Source organism: Larkinella fluvii (assembly GCF_051857545.1).
In the GTDB taxonomy this organism is placed as follows: Bacteria; Bacteroidota; Bacteroidia; order Cytophagales; family Spirosomataceae; genus Larkinella.
On record NZ_JBPZHB010000009.1, the window covers coordinates 275400 to 290556 of the forward strand.

At 54.2% G+C, this 15157-nt stretch carries 14 protein-coding genes; 9 read left to right on the top strand and 5 right to left on the bottom strand.

Annotated features, from left to right (window positions below; genetic code table 11):
* Positions 1-9: 9 nt before the first annotated feature.
* The 8 genes from ACS5NO_RS24335 to ACS5NO_RS24370 all read left to right on the top strand — a co-directional run bounded on the left by ACS5NO_RS24335 (position 10) and on the right by ACS5NO_RS24370 (position 7671).
* Positions 10-1359 (top strand): O-antigen ligase family protein, encoded by a 1350-nt coding sequence (locus ACS5NO_RS24335; RefSeq protein WP_439417535.1) that lies wholly within the window; start codon positions 10-12, stop codon positions 1357-1359.
* 17 nt (positions 1360-1376) lie between these two features.
* Positions 1377-2537 (top strand): glycosyltransferase family 4 protein, encoded by a 1161-nt coding sequence (locus ACS5NO_RS24340; protein WP_439417536.1) that lies wholly within the window; start codon positions 1377-1379, stop codon positions 2535-2537.
* A 17-nt stretch (positions 2538-2554) separates the two neighbouring features.
* Positions 2555-3733, top strand: a complete 1179-nt coding sequence (locus tag ACS5NO_RS24345; protein WP_439417537.1) for a glycosyltransferase — start codon at positions 2555-2557, stop codon at positions 3731-3733.
* A complete protein-coding gene (locus ACS5NO_RS24350; RefSeq protein ID WP_439417538.1) occupies positions 3730-4653 on the top strand; it encodes a glycosyltransferase family 2 protein in 924 nt (307 codons plus the stop codon). Before ACS5NO_RS24345 ends, ACS5NO_RS24350 begins: the two co-directional genes overlap by 4 nt.
* Positions 4613-5188 (top strand): WcaF family extracellular polysaccharide biosynthesis acetyltransferase, encoded by a 576-nt coding sequence (locus tag ACS5NO_RS24355; protein WP_439417539.1) that lies wholly within the window; start codon positions 4613-4615, stop codon positions 5186-5188. The genes ACS5NO_RS24350 and ACS5NO_RS24355 overlap by 41 nt, the downstream gene beginning before the upstream one ends.
* Complete coding sequence (locus tag ACS5NO_RS24360) at positions 5185-5937, top strand: glycosyltransferase family 2 protein (RefSeq protein ID WP_150875616.1); 753 nt, start codon at positions 5185-5187, stop codon at positions 5935-5937. Before ACS5NO_RS24355 ends, ACS5NO_RS24360 begins: the two co-directional genes overlap by 4 nt.
* A gap of 138 nt (positions 5938-6075) precedes the next feature.
* Positions 6076-7284: a glycosyltransferase family 4 protein gene (locus tag ACS5NO_RS24365; protein ID WP_150875617.1), complete on the top strand. Its 1209-nt coding sequence runs from the start codon at positions 6076-6078 to the stop codon at positions 7282-7284.
* Between the two features lie 78 nt (positions 7285-7362).
* Positions 7363-7671 carry a hypothetical protein gene (locus ACS5NO_RS24370; protein WP_439417540.1) on the top strand — a complete coding sequence of 103 codons (309 nt, stop codon included), beginning with the start codon at positions 7363-7365 and terminating at the stop codon, positions 7669-7671.
* A 66-nt stretch (positions 7672-7737) separates the two neighbouring features.
* Here the strand turns inward: ACS5NO_RS24370 and ACS5NO_RS24375 are convergent, their stop codons facing one another.
* Genes ACS5NO_RS24375 through ACS5NO_RS24395 form a run of 5 tightly spaced genes read right to left on the bottom strand, consistent with a single transcriptional unit; the run spans position 7738 to position 10998 of the window.
* Positions 7738-8298: a YceI family protein gene (locus ACS5NO_RS24375; RefSeq protein WP_439417541.1), complete on the bottom strand. Its 561-nt coding sequence runs from the start codon at positions 8296-8298 to the stop codon at positions 7738-7740.
* A 1-nt stretch (position 8299) separates the two neighbouring features.
* Positions 8300-9022, bottom strand: a complete 723-nt coding sequence (locus ACS5NO_RS24380; RefSeq protein WP_439417542.1) for a hypothetical protein — start codon at positions 9020-9022, stop codon at positions 8300-8302.
* Positions 9023-9041: 19 nt separating this feature from the next.
* On the bottom strand, positions 9042-9881 hold the full coding sequence (locus ACS5NO_RS24385) for a DM13 domain-containing protein (RefSeq protein WP_439417543.1): 840 nt from the start codon (positions 9879-9881) through the stop codon (positions 9042-9044).
* A gap of 49 nt (positions 9882-9930) precedes the next feature.
* Positions 9931-10467, bottom strand: coding sequence for a hypothetical protein (locus tag ACS5NO_RS24390; RefSeq protein ID WP_439417544.1), 537 nt, complete (start codon positions 10465-10467; stop codon positions 9931-9933).
* 30 nt (positions 10468-10497) lie between these two features.
* On the bottom strand, positions 10498-10998 hold the full coding sequence (locus tag ACS5NO_RS24395) for a YHS domain-containing (seleno)protein (RefSeq protein ID WP_439417545.1): 501 nt from the start codon (positions 10996-10998) through the stop codon (positions 10498-10500).
* 297 nt (positions 10999-11295) lie between these two features.
* On the opposite strand from ACS5NO_RS24395, the gene ACS5NO_RS24400 reads away from it, so the two are divergent.
* Positions 11296-15153 carry a hybrid sensor histidine kinase/response regulator gene (locus tag ACS5NO_RS24400; RefSeq protein WP_439417546.1) on the top strand — a complete coding sequence of 1286 codons (3858 nt, stop codon included), beginning with the start codon at positions 11296-11298 and terminating at the stop codon, positions 15151-15153.
* Positions 15154-15157 lie beyond the last annotated feature (4 nt).

The window sequence follows — 15157 nt, forward strand, 5'->3', positions numbered from 1 at the left end:
GAATACGCTATGCTATCGTCATTGAAAGAATTATTTACCTGGCGGAGAATACACCTGATGCGGTATGTCGTCGGTATTTTAATGGTTATTGACGGCTATCCCTTGATTTTCTTCTTTAAGGAAACGCTTCGCATTGCACCGGGAAGTACGGCTTTTACGGCCGCTTTTCTGGCGCTGGGTTTTGCGTTGATGATCCCTTTTCATTTTCTACGTAAACTTTACCGCCTGAATACCAACCTGTTGAATATGGCACTGCTGTTTTTTGCCGTGATCATTTTCTACATGGCTTTTTACCGCGACCAGTGGTTCAGAGACGGCACGATGGATACGATTTATTACATTTATGTAGCCCTGTTCTTGTTTCTACTGATTAACATTCCGAACGATATCATCGAGGTTTTTGTGCCGATTGTGATTGCTTTTACGGTGATTTCCAACCTGGCTCTGGTGTATGCCCTGATGACCGACCCCACCTGGAACATCGGCCAACGGGCTGCAATTCAGTATGGTGAGGGAGAATATCGATCCGGGAACCCCCACGTCTTTTCCCGGAATGCCCTGATGTGCGTCGTGGCCTGTGGGATTTGGGCCTTCCGCCCCCAAACGGGTTTCATTGTCCGGATTCTGGCCCTGGGCTCCTGTGTTTTCAGCATGGGCATTCTGGTCATGACGCAAACCCGCTCGAGCATCGTGGCCCTGATTCTGATCATCGGCCTGTTTTTTATGTTCAATATCCGCCCACGGCAGATCAAAGAGGCCATACACGGTCTGACGCGCCCGGCTTCGCTCTTGTTGTTTTTCGTGGCATTCATGGGTATTTCCTATTTCATGCGCAAAAACGGCGATCTGATCGCCATCCTGTATGGCTACGCCGTCGCCTTCATTGAACGAAATCTGGAGAACGTGTATGCCGTTTTGGGGATGAAGGTTCAGAATCAATTTGCGGCCACCCTAGATGCTTCGGCAGGCAACCGGGCCACCAGTTTTATGTACCTGCAAAACATCCTGCAAGGTCATATTCACGTGATTCTCGTCGGACAGGGCTACAAGTCTACCTACCTGGATGTGCCGCTGATGGAAGCCCTGATCAACCACGGCATTCCCGGTTTTGTAACATTTACGGCCTTCTGTTTCTCGGCCCTCTTCTACAGCCTGAAGACCATCCGCGACAACCCCGATACCCTTTCGACCTTCCTGGCGTACTTCTACATCATGCTGTTCGTCCAGTTGTTTACGAACGGTCGTCCCTACGAAATCTCGTTCTGGCACCCGTTCTGTCTGATGATCCGGTTTGTGGGAATTAGTCACCTATACCCCCCCAACCTGCTCAATCATCCGGTGGTTAAACCGGCACTCTGAGGCCTTACCCCATCTCTATGAAGATTTTGATTGTTCACAACATCCTGTGGGCACACTATAAAGCAACGGTTTTCAGTGAACTCCACCGGCTGGCTTCCGCCTTTGGCAGCACTGTTCATGTGTTGCAGATTGCTCAAAGCGAACAATCCCGGGCGCTGTTGGGGAAACCGGATCAACTGCCGGATCAATACAGCTACGAACTGCTGTTTGATACGTACATCGAGCAGGTTAGCACCTCCGCCAAAAGCAGGGCGCTGGTAAGCCGGATGCGCGCCTACGGTCCCGATGTGCTATTGCTGACGGGTTATTACGACCCCGCCCAGTTGATCCTGATGGCAATTGCCAAAGTCAGCGGCATCAAAGTCATCATTCAGACTGAATCTACGCCCGTCGATCTGGTGCGAAACGTACCCCGCGAATGGCTGAAAAGGCGTATCATTTCGATGGCCAACGGTTTTTTCTGTTTTGGTACTCCCCAGGCCCAGTACCTGATGCAACTGGGTGCCCGACCGGAACAGATTCTGGTGAAAAACAACGCCGTTGTAGACAACGCCAAACTGAGGCAGGTCTACGAACAGGCTTTTCCGACCCGGTTAGTGCATCAACAGGCATTGGGGCTAAAACCGGCCAATTTTGTGTATGTAGGTCGCCTGGCCCCCGAGAAAAATCTGTCGGCTTTGCTGGATGCCTTTCATCAAGCCCGGCAACAGGCTGCGGACCGGAACGATTGGGGGATGCTGCTGCTCGGCGATGGCAACCAGAAAGCGGTTCTTCAAACGCAGATTGAACGGCTTCATCTTCAGGAATTTGTCAAAATATTACCCAATCAACCCTGGTACCGCGTTCCCGAAACGCTGGCGCTGGCCGATGTGCTGGTGTTGCCCAGTTTGTCGGAACCCTGGGGGCTGGTGGTCAACGAAGCCATGGCCTGCGGTATGCCGGTGGTGGTGTCGGACCGCTGTGGCTGCGCGACCGATCTGGTGAAAAACGGCCAAAACGGCTACGTTTTCGACCCGCAACGGCCGGACGAACTCGTGACATGCCTGTTGAACTTTATGAACGAACGAGTTGACCGGAAAGCCATGGGGCGGGTTTCAGCCGACATCATTGCCGGTTTTACCCCGGAAACCGTTGCCCGGGAAATGCTCGCCGGATTTGTGAAAGTGACCCGTACTTAGTTATTTCGAACCATCGTATGCGAATCCTCCACATTTGTGCTTATACCTGGTCCATCGGTGGCCCGGCCCGGATGATTTACGACCATACGCAGGTTGCGGTGGCGGCAGGCCATCAGGTCGATATTCTGAGTCCGATGTCACCCGGCGACAAACTGTATCCGGCCCCGGAAGGCAGTCGGGTCATTCCCTGTCTGCGAACGCCGTTCATCAGCCGGTTTTTTCGGGAAGTTTCGCTGGACCTTTACCGGTATCTCAAAGCCCACAGTGCCAACTACGACATCATTCATTGCCACGGTCTGTGGCATTTTGGCAGCATAGCTCCCTTTCTTGTCAACAAAACCGTGCCGAAAGTGATCACCGTTCACGGCGTTCTGGACGCCTGGGCGCTGCGGCAAAGTCGCTGGAAAAAGCAAACGATGGATTTTCTGGTCCAGAAGAAATTCATGGCCCGGGCCGATCTTATACACATTCTGAATGAAGACGAGCGGCAGGATGTGGAAACCTATCTGGGCTATAAACACCCGCGAATCGTTCTGATTCCGAATGGCATTGAAGTCGCGGATTTTGCCACTTTACCACCCAAAGGCCAGTTCAAAAAGGAATTCAACCTGGACGTCAACCAGCGAATGGTGCTGTTTATGAGCCGTTTGAACGTCAAAAAGGGACTGGATTTGTTGTTACCAGCGTTTCGGAACTATTGCCGCCAGCATACGGATGCGGTGCTGGTGCTGGCGGGTTCCGACGACGGCTACCAGCACCAGGCACAGCACTTCATCAGCCAGAACGGACTGGAAAAACAGATTCGGCTGGTGGGGATGCTCACCGGTGAAACCAAACTGGCGGCCCTGTCCGATGCCGATGTCTTTGTGCTGCCCTCCTTCTCCGAAGGTTTGTCGATGGCGGTTTTGGAAGCGATGGCCGCCGGGGTGCCGACGGTGATTTCCGACCGCGTGGGCCTGGGCCGCCATGTGGGCCAAATTCAGGCGGCTTGCCTGACCGATCTAAACCCGGAATCAATCTGCAAACAACTGGATGCGGTTTTACACCAGGCCGACTACGCCGAAACGCTGCGAAGCAATGCCCGCAAACTCGTCCGGAGCCAGTATGAAATTAAAGTAGTTGGTCATCAACTGCTTCAAGAATACCAAAATCTGGTTTTCAGTTCTCACCAACGCTCTGAATCCCATCCCGCATGAGTTCGATCTCCGTCATCATTCTGACCCACAACGAAGAAAAACACATTGGCCGGTGCATTGCCAGTTTGCTCCCGTTTACCAAACAGATTTTCATCGTCGACTCCTTTTCAACCGATCAAACCGTTGAAATTGCCCGGGCGATGGGGGCCGTTGTCGTTCAGAATCCCTGGGTCAATTACGCGACGCAGTTCAATTACGGCATCCGTCACATCCCGTTCCAGACCACCTGGCTGATGCGGATGGATGCCGATGAGTATGTTTTGCCCGAACTGGCAACCGAAATCAACACCCGGCTTACCGCCCTGCCCGATGATGTCAGCGGTATTTACGTCAAACGCCGGGTGATGTTCATGAACCGCTGGATGCGGCACGGCGATTATTACCCAATCTGGCTGCTCCGAATCTGGCGCAGCGGTCAGGGCATTTGCGAGGAAAGCTGGATGGACGAACACATTAAACTGTCGACGGGCCGCTCCATTCAGTTCGGGCATGATCTGGTGGATCACAACCTCAACAATTTAACGTGGTGGACCCAAAAACATAACCTGTATGCCATCCGCGAGGTGATCGATATTCTCAACATTCGCTTTAACTTTGACCAGTCGATTCGGGTTGAACCGAAGTTTTTTGGAACGCAGGAACAACGCAAACGGTATCTGAAGCAGCGGTATGCGTCGCTGCCGCTCTTCACGCGGCCGGTAATGTATTTTCTGTACCGGTACATCGTGCGGCTGGGTGTGCTGGACGGACGCCCCGGACTGATGTGGCATTTTTTGCAGGGACTCTGGTACCGGTTTCTGGTCGATGCCAAACTGTACGAAGTCTATCATCGGGTAGGCACTGATAAACAAGCAATTATAGATTTTTTCCGAACAGAATATGGAAAAGACCTCCAGGCCCGGCAGCCGGGTCAGCACTGACCTGTCGGTTTACAACAACAGTTGGTGGAACCCCGGCTCCAGGCTCAAAATCATCCTGTGGTTTTTGGTGAGTTCGATTTCCATCAATTCGTATATGCCCCTTCCAGTACGGGTCAAAAAATGGATTCTCACCCTTTTTGGGGCCAAAATCGGGGTGGGGCTGGCCATCAAACCGGCGGTCAACATCAAATTCCCGTGGCTGCTCACCATCGGCGATCACGTCTGGATTGGCGAAGGCGTCTGGATCGATAACCTGGCTCCGGTCACGATCGGCAATCACGTCTGCATTTCGCAGGGAGCCATGCTCGAAACCGGCAATCACAATTACCGGAGCCGAACGTTCGATTTATTTGTTAAACCCATACACCTGGACAACGGCGTCTGGATCGGTGCAAAATCGGTCGTATGCCCCGGGGTTACCTGCCACTCCCACGCCATTCTTGCGGTGGGGTCGGTGGCCACCCAGCCGCTCGAAGCCTACGGAATCTACCAGGGCAACCCGGCCGTCTGGGTTAAAAACCGCGAAATTCAATGAAAGTAACGATCATAACGGTGGTGTTTAATGGCGCAGGAACGGTTCGCGACAGCATCGAATCCGTGCTGAACCAGACCCATCCCGATATTGAATACATCGTCATCGATGGCAATTCGACCGACAACACGGCCGAGGTGGTCCGCTCCTACGGTTCCCGCATCACCCGCTTCGTTTCGGAGCCTGACAAGGGTTTGTACGATGCGATTAACAAAGGCATCCGGCTGGCCACGGGCGACGTCATCGGGCTCATCAACGCCGACGATTTTTACCACCATCCCCAGGTGGTCGAAAAAGTGGTCCAGCTTTTCGACAAGACGAACTGTGATGCCGTGTACGGTGACGTCATTTACGTCAATGCGGAAAATACGCAGAAAATTGATCGCTACTGGAAAGTGGGCGAATACAAAGAGGGTGCCTTCCTGTGGGGCTGGATGCCCCCCCACCCGACCTGCTTCATCCGGCGGTCGGTGTATGAAAAACTAGGCGGGTATACGCTCGAACTGAAAAGCTCCTCCGATTATGAACTGCTGCTGCGGTACATCCACAAACACAAAATCAAACTCAGTTACCTGCCCGAAGTGCTGGTAACCATGCGGTCGGGCGGCATGAGCAACGCAACGCTGAAACACCGCTGGCGGGCCAATCGCGAAGACCGTCAGGGGTGGAAATTAAACGGTTTGCGTCCTTATTTTTTTACACTTTTTCTGAAACCACTAAGAAAACTTGACCAGCTATTACCAAAGCTGTGAAAAATAAACGTTTTTTGCACCGCATGATAAAAATACTATACCACTTAGTCAGTTTTGATTGTACCAAAATTATAAAACAGTAACATTTACGCTCTGTCCCTGTGATTTTATAACCAACGTATCATCACACCTGTCCCTATGAATCTGGAATTGCTTCTTTCTTATATCCAAAATAAACTCACCGACGATTTGTTCCAACTGGGACTTTACCAGTGCCTCCTGTCGTTTCTGGTCGCTTGTTTTGTAGCCGTCGTATCCATCCCAGTCGTCATCAAAATTTCGGAGTTGAAGTTTCTCATGGAGAAACCCGGCTCGCGCAGTTCCCACAAAACGGCTACCCCGACTTTCGGCGGAATTGCCATCTTTGCCGCCATTCTGATCAGTTATTTCCTCTGGCCGGCCATCGACCAGACCGATATTTACCGCACCAACCTGTCCATTGTCGGCATGTCGATTCTGTTTTTCATCGGGATCAAAGACGACATGGTGGGCATCGACCCCAACAAAAAGATTTTCTTCCAGGTGTTGCCGTCCCTGATTCTGATTTTCTTCGGAAAACTGCGGATTGACTATCTGTATGGTATTTTTGGTCTGTACCACATCAACGATGTGTTTTCAGTCATCATTACCTGTCTCATTTTCATTACGATCATCAACGCCATCAACCTCATCGACGGCATCGACGGCCTGGCGGGGGCCATTTCTACCCTGGCAGCGTTGACATTCGGAAGCTGGTTTCTGCTCACCAATCACTTTGCGATGGCGTGTCTGGCGTTCACCTTGTCGGGCGCACTGGTCGGTTTTCTGCGGTTTAATTTTTCGCACACCAGCAAGATTTTCATGGGGAATACCGGATCGCTCATTCTGGGCTTCCTGCTTTCGTTTTTTGCCGTCCGGTTTATCAACCTGAACAACTCGTTCCGGTTCGATCCGACCTCGTTTTTCAACGCGCCGATCATTGCCATCGTGGTGCTGATCGTTCCGATTTTCGACACCCTGCGGGTTTTTCTGGTGCGGATCATGGCCGGTCGTTCGCCTTTCTCGGCCGACCGCAACCACATGCACCACATCATGATCGACAACGGTCTGACGCACGCAGCGGCCACGGCGGTGCTTTGCACGATTTCGCTGGTGAATACGGTTTTGTTTTTCCTTTTTCACCGCGACATCACCAACACGGTTTCGCTGTTTATTCTGATCGGGATGTTTTTCCTCTATATGGCCACCGGCGTTTTTCTGAAGATGCGGGCGCGCGTTCAGGCCATTGACAAGCAACGCCGGAAAGGCCTCTACGCCAGCCAATTGGTCAATGCCCTGTCCGGGAAAAACTTTTTGAGATACCTGTAAGCAACGGCTCCGACGCCGGTCTTCGCTAACAAACGGGGTTCTCGTTTGTTATACGTCCATACTTAAAATGGACGAAACATGGAAAATCAGACCAAAGGAGACTCGGCCGCCGATGCTCCTAAACCCGGCAATTACCGTCAAAATCAATCAATGGAAGAAGAGGACGGCCTGCCGCCCCTCTCTGAAGCCGATACGGCTCCGATGTATACGGATCTCGGCCTGGGCTCCGAAGACACCTACAACAAAGGCGACGACGAAGCCACAGATACGCTGCTGTATACCGACACCCACACCGCCATCAATACCGCCGAAAACCGCTCCAACTCCCTGGCCTACGAGGGCGATATCGACGATTTGACGATGGAAATTGAGCCGGAGCAGGAATGAGGTTTTCAGTATTCGGTTTTCGGAAAAGGGCCACGACCAGTCAATCAGCAGGATCGGTTAACTACCTCACCGGGTTGTGACCGGCGTCATGACTTGCTGCGTCGGCACCACCACCTGAACGGTTACTTCATTTCCCATCAGCAGACCGGATTTTCCGACCTTGTAATCCAGCCGGTTGAGCGTAAACTGGCCCGAGAATGTAGCTGTCATGCCTTTCTGGACAATGGTGAGCGGAATCGTTACAGCGCGGGTAGTGTTTTTAATCGTCAGTTCAAACGTGCCGGTGTAGGCGTCGTTTTCCTGCCTCTCGATGCGGGTAGAGCGCAAACTAATCCGGGGGTAGGTCGCTGCGTCGAAATACTCCTTTTTTTTCAAGTGATTATTCCGCAGACCAATACCGGTTTCGAGGGTCGCGGTTTCCACACTGGCCGAAAGCTGCGCCTTTTCGGGCAGGGCCGGGTCAAAAACCAAGTCTCCTGAAAAACCGCCAAAGGTCCCGGTAACGGTTAGACCCGCGTTTCGGATGCTGAACGTCACCGTTGCTTTGGTGGGTTTCCAGTGGATTTGAGCAACCGCGCTCAGGTCGATCAGCAGGACCGTAATCAGGGTTAGAAAGGCGTTTTTCATCTTAAAAATGGTAGGCTAGCGCCAACATCGGCATGGCATTTTTACTACGAAACCGGTCGTTCTCGAAGGTTAATTTGCGGTCGGTGGTATACTCGACGAACTGGAAACCAATACCACCCCGTACACTCACTTTCGGCGTAAACCGATACCGCACATACGCTTCCGAGTTCAGACTGCCCCGGTCGCTGTCGCTGATCAGCAGGATGTTAAACCGGGTTGGGCTGGCGGGTTGCACCGTTCCACTCAGCGACGACCGCGCCGGGGCATTGGCGTAGAAAACTCCGCTTTGCGCTCCACCCAGCGTCACCCCAATGGCGTCGATGTTGATGCCGACCTCAAACCGCTGCGTCAGGGCGAACTCGATGTGAATGCTGGCGTTGAGCGAGGTAGTACGGGTGCGGTTTAGCTGGAGCGTGTCCAGGTTGGTGAGAATGTTCTCGGTAAACAGCGCGACGATGCTTTCGGTGCCGGACGTTAGCCGGGCCGGGGCCGTGATGTAGTCGAGCCTGCCGCCGAAAGCCGAGGTCAGCCGCAATCCGTAGCCCAGGCGAAACCGGTTCGAACGCCCAATGCCGTGCAATTGGTTGATCGTCAGTGCCGCCGTACCGAAATCAGGTTTGGCCGCAACACTCAGATCAATCGTTCGGGTCAGCGGTTTGTGGGGTGACTGTGCCAGGACGACCACGGGCAATGACAGGAGAAAAAAGACAAGGAATCGTTTCATAACGGTTCGGGTTAAAAGGCTATTGTAGTTTGGCGTGGCCGAATAAAACACTGTAGGCCTTGCACCAGATCAGGATGGTCCGCTGGCGGGACGGATTGAAGGATGCCGGAGCTTCCAGAAAAAAGGACCCGGTATTGGTTAATTTCTGCACTTCGATGAAATTGGTCAGGCTCGTATCTTCCGCGAGGTAAATCCGCAGATCCGGCCCGCCATCCGTACTGAAATTCTCAAACAGAATCGTCCGTTTGCCGGCTTTCTCATACACTTTCACCGTTCCTTTCACCGTGTGAACATTGTTCATAAACATGCCTTCCACCAGCAGTTGCTGCCCTGTTGCGTCGAATAGTTTGGTGTTATCGGTTGTGCTGACCGGCTTGTCAACCGTTCCGACCGGCGTCAGTTCGGGGTCCTTGGCACAGCCCGACAGTCCACTCAAAATCACTACCCAAACCACAAACTGCCGCCAGCGCCCCGGGTACCGGATGGTGGCTACTACCTGTCGGTAGCTGACGGCCAACACGTACAGACAGGCGACCAATACCGTCAGGGCGTAGGCAAAGAGTAAACCGCCATCGCCCTGAATTTCAATGCCTAAAACGGTCAAATGGGCACCAATAGCTCCAATCATGATGCCGACGCCCAGCAACGCCCCCATCCAACTGGTTCGGGGAATCAGCAGCAAAACCGACGCGAGGAGTTCGGCCACCCCGCTGGCAATCCGCCCGCCGGGCTCCATGTTCAGGGTTGAGAAGATATAAACGCTTTCAGGAGCGGCTGTAAACTTGAAATACAGGGTCTGGAGCATAATACCGGCGGCCACAAGCCGGGCCAGCCAGAGTACAAGGGATGAGAGTTTCATAGAGAATGAGAGATGGAGTGAATGAGATAAAATGGATTGTAGCCGACAGTTAACTCACCAAGTTTTTTTCCGATTGAGCGGGGGACGGTCTTTTTTGGTGAGCCACCGTAGCGTGAGCCACCCCGAAATGAGCCGGTATCTGAACGTGCGGAAAAACCGCTTCCAGGCCAATGCGAATGATGGCACTGTGGTGAATCGCGTGTTCGATGTTGTAGAGCAATTCGCGGTAAAACGTCGTCAGAATGGCCACATCGGGGATCGCGTCCGGCGAATACGACGCTTCCAGGTCCAGCAGGCGGTCTTCCGTACAACAGGCCAATTGGGCAATCATCTGCTGAATGGCAGCCACGGCTTCTGCCGGGCTGTTTTCCAGCGACTCCTGCCGAATTCGGCGGTCGTAATTGAGGTAACCGGTGTGGTAGGCCGTCAGCGAAAGCGCGTAAAATTCGATGATGTGCCGCAGGTGTTTCCCCACCGAACTCCCCATCAGCAAATTGAGTGGACGCGTGTATTCGTGGGGTTCAAGTTGGGCGATCACCGCCGTGAGCTGGCTCAACAGACGGGCCGAAGTGTCCTGTAATTTCATGAGTGGGAAGGTCAGGCGTGGAAAAGTCGGTTAGTTGTTTAGTAATTTTTGCCAGTTCTGATCGGCTTTGCGTTGCAGGTTCGGCGTATCTTTTTGCCATTTGGGTAGCGTATTGTTGAAAAAAGTGTGGTAGAACAGGTAAAGCCGACCGTCGCGCAGCTCGAACGTTTCCGGATCAATCTCCACTTTTTCGCCCGAATCGCCCATTGCGTAGGCACACCAGCCGCCGTAGGCCGGAGCATACGATTCGGGGGCTTTCAGAAACCGGTCCCGGTTGGCAACCGACGCAAACCGATACGTGGCTCCCCGATACTGGGTCGAAATCGTTTTCTGGCCTTTTGTGGCTTTTTTTGCCGTGAAATAGGCTACCGGGTCGTAGCCCTGAATGGCCAGTCCTTCGTCTACGTTGGCGTGTTTGGCAAGCATGGCCTCCCGCTGGGCCTGTGCCGCCGAAAACGTCAGGAGCCAAAGCAGGCTGCCAATGAGAAGATGGGCAAACGGGGTCCGCGCCCGGATTAGGTGGGTGTTCATGTTTTTCAAGATTCGTCATCAATCAGGTGAACTCCCTATCCAGTAGCCAAATAACATGCCCTACGGTGCCAGATCGCTGAAAACACCGCCAGCAGTCCGGAAAGCGGTTTTTTAGAACGTTGTCCTGAGTTCCCGGACGAACTGCCGGTTTTGATATGTCGGGAGAGTCACGCTATTTCGGGAATATGAACCGGAATTACGGCACCGGCATCAGCCTGCTTTAACCCGATGCAATGAGTAGAAGCGTATTTACGGCCGCAAAGGGCAACGGAATGAATTTTGCGGTTAACTTGGTCAATGAAATCGTTTGTAATCCTGCTGATCATCATCCTGGATGTCCTGACCGGGGCTGCGTATAGCCAGCCCGCAGGGGTGCCGTTTATCCAGCATTACGCCCCCAAAGTCTACCAGGCTCACCCCGAAAACCGGGCCATTGCGCAGGATAACCGGGGCGTTTTGTACTTCGGCAACCAACACGGTCTGCTGGAATTCGATGCCAGTACCTGGACACGATTACCCGTCACCGGCACCAACGCCCGCGCCGTGGCAACCGACACCACCGGCACGGTTTACATCGGAACCGACACGAACTTTGGCTACCTCAAAACCGACCAAAGGGGCGTAAACCGCTACGTTTCCCTCAGCGATCAGTTGCCCCCGGCCGAACGCACGCTGCCCAAAATAGCCCGGGTTTTCTGCACGGATCAGGGCGTTTATTTCAGTACGGCACAAAAGATTTACCGCTACCAGCCTAATCAGCCCATTGGCATCTGGCCTATCCCGGCCGGCATCCGGCACGTTAGTGTTGTGAACAATACGGTATTTTTGCAAACCCGGAACGGCGTTTTTTTCCGCTTGAACACCGCCCGATCTGGAGATGAAGCCCTGGAGGTGCCCCCCGGAACCGAGCGGTTGACCACCCAAACCATCGAGTCGGTTTTGCCGTTTCCCGGCGATCATCAGTTGCTGGTAGTTACATGCCAGGGTGGGCTTTTTCGCTATGACCCATTGAAAGCCAGCGTTTCAACATTTCCGACGCAGGCCGACGACTGGCTACACCAGGCCCGCGTCAGTCGGGCCATTTACATTCCCAATCCCGAAGCGGGCACGCACCAGTATATCATTGGAACCGCCCGGGGCGGGGTCCGGATTCTGAACCACCAGGGACAGGAACTGCAACGGATCGATGAAAGCAACGGGCTGCGTCGGAATGCGGTTCTGAGTTTGTTTCAGGACCGTGAAAAATCGCTCTGGATCGGCACCGGCAGTGGCCTCGACCGCGTGGAAACCAACCTGCCCGTCAGCCGTTTCGAAAGCAGCCTGAACGTCCGTTCCACGGTTTGGGCCATTCGTCGGCACGCGGGCGTACTCTACATCGGAACCGGTTTGGGCGTATTTTATTGGAACAACCCGACCCACCGTTTTGAAATGGTGTCCGGTACCGACGCATCCAGCACAACCTTGCTGACCGATGGAACGGATTTGCTGGCGGGTGCGGCAGGCTACATCTGGCGAATTCGGCAGAACCGGATTGTAGAAACCCTTTTGACCGAAAACCAGACCGTTCACGCGCTGCTTCGGCCCCGCCAGAAACCGAATCTGCTGCTGGCGGCTCTGGGCAATGGGCTCCGGCTCTACCGACGCGAAGCCAACCGGTGGCAAGAGGCAAGCCGAGTACTAAACCTGCGGGACGAGTGTGTTTCGCTCGCCGAAGCAGCCGATGGTACCATCTGGGTTGGGACCCGGCACAACGGTTTCTTTCAACTCGATAAAGACCTGATCCAGATCCTCTTTCACTCGAATTTCGGGGTTCGTCCGGCAACCGGAAGCTACGTTTTCCCGACCTCCGACGGATTGCTGTTTACCGCCGGTGGCCGTCTGTACCGTTTTGATGCCCGCACCAAACAGTTCGCAGCCGATCCGAAATTCAGTACCCTGCTCGCCAAATCCTCCTCCGATGCCCCGGCCCTTGCCGAAGACCGCCAGCGAAACCTGTGGTTTGCCACGCCTTCAGTAGCCCTCCGCCGAAACGCAGCCGGAACCTGGGAGTGTGACAGCCTGAGTCTGAAACCGATCAGTCGGGGTGGCTACGCCATCTATCCCGATCAGAACGGGCTGGTCTGGCTGGGCAATGACGAGGGACTGTTCCGGTACGACGGTGCCCAGATGACCATGCCCCCCGATTATCCGGCTTTGATCCGGGCCGTCCGGTTGCAGGCCAACGATTCCCTGCTGTATGCCGGGGGCAGCATTCCCGCCGGTCAGGGCCGGTTGACGTTGCCCTATCGGTTCAGGGCCTTGTCGTTCCAATTTGCGGCCACCAGTTTTGTGGGCGACAATGAAAATGAGTTTCAGTACAAACTCTCCGGAAATGCCCAGATGGCCGACGATACGGTTTGGTCGAAATGGGGTCGGGAAACGCGCAAAGACTACACCAACCTGCCCCCTGGCCCGTATACCTTCCTGGTTCGCGCCCGCGACTCCTACGGTCAGTTGAGCCGGGAAAGCCGCTTTTCGTTTGAAATCACCCGCCCCTGGTTCCGCGAACCCTGGGCCTACGCGCTTTATATTCTCATCGGGTGTTTCCTGATAGCGGTCTTTGTCCAGTATTACACCCGGCGGTTGATTCGGGAAAAGCTGAAACTCGAAGCCCTGGTGGACGACCGTACCGCGCAGGTGGTTCAGCAAAAAGAAGAACTGGTGGCGCAATCGGCACGTTTGCAGATGGCGAAAGAAACCGCCGAAGCGGCCAACCGGGCGAAAAGCGAATTTCTGGCCAACATGAGCCACGAACTCCGGACGCCCCTCAACGGCATTCTGGGTTTTACGCAACTGCTCCAGCGCGACACCAACCTGAGCAGCAGTCAGCAACGCGGTTTGGGCATTATTCGCACCAGTGGCGAACACCTGCTGACGCTGATCAACGAGGTGCTGGATATTGCCAAAATTGAAGCCCGGCGGTTCGACTTTCAGCAATCGGCGGTAGCCTTGCCCGCGCTCCTGGCGAACGTGTCGGCGTTCTTCCGAATCCGGGCCGAACAGAAAGGGCTGGCGTTCACCTACCGGGTGGAGACGCCCCTCCCGGCGGTGGTTTCCGGTGACGAAAAACGCCTGACGCAAATCCTGAATAATCTCCTGAGCAACGCCGTAAAATTTACGGAGCAGGGTACCGTCGAGTTGGTCGTGAGCAGTCAGGAAGTGCGCCCCGGCCAGTTTCGGGTGGTTTTTCGGGTCAGTGATTCGGGGATCGGCATTCCGGAAAACCGCCTGACCGAGATTTTTCAACCCTTCTACCAGGTGCGGGACGGAAAACAGTTCATCGAAGGCACCGGCCTCGGTTTGGCCATTTCGGATAAACTGGTCGAGTTGATGGGCGGCAAATTGAGTGTCGCTAGCACGCCCGGAAAAGGCAGTACTTTCACCGTCAGCCTGCCCCTGTCAGCCGCCCAGCGTGGCCCTGCACCGGAAACTTCTCACCCGGATCGACGCCGGATTCTGGGCTATGAGGGTCTGCAACGGCGGGTGCTGGTGGCCGACGACAATGCCGACAACCGGCTGGTGGTGGTGTCACTCCTGGAAACGCTGGGTTTCGTCGTCCTCGAAGCCGTCGACGGACGGGTATCCATCGAACTGGCAATCAGTCAGAAACCGGATCTGATTTTGATGGATCTGGTGATGCCCAACCTCAACGGTTTTGAAGCCCTACAACAGCTCCGCGCCCGGAAGGAACTGGCGCACACCCGAATCATTGCGTTTTCCGCCAATGTTTTCGAACAGAACCAACAGCGTTCGCTCAGCGAGGGCTTCGATGATTTTGTCGCCAAACCCGTCGATGTAGATAGTCTCCTGGTTAAAATCGGAGAGCAACTGGGTTTGCACTGGCGATACGCGGCTGATGATTCCGAAGCCGGAAAGCCGGTAATCTCCCCGCCGACAGACACCGCCGAACTGGTCATTCCGGGCTCTGATGACCTGAATGCCTTGCTGGAAAAGGCCCGGCAGGGTGACATTCGGAGCATTCTCGATACAGTATCCGACCTTGAAGCACACAATTCCGCGTTCGGTCCGTTTGCCAATCGCTTACGCCACTGGGCCGCAGAGTTTGATACCCGACAAATCCGGGATTATTTAACCCAACTCCTGCACAATCCCTAACCTT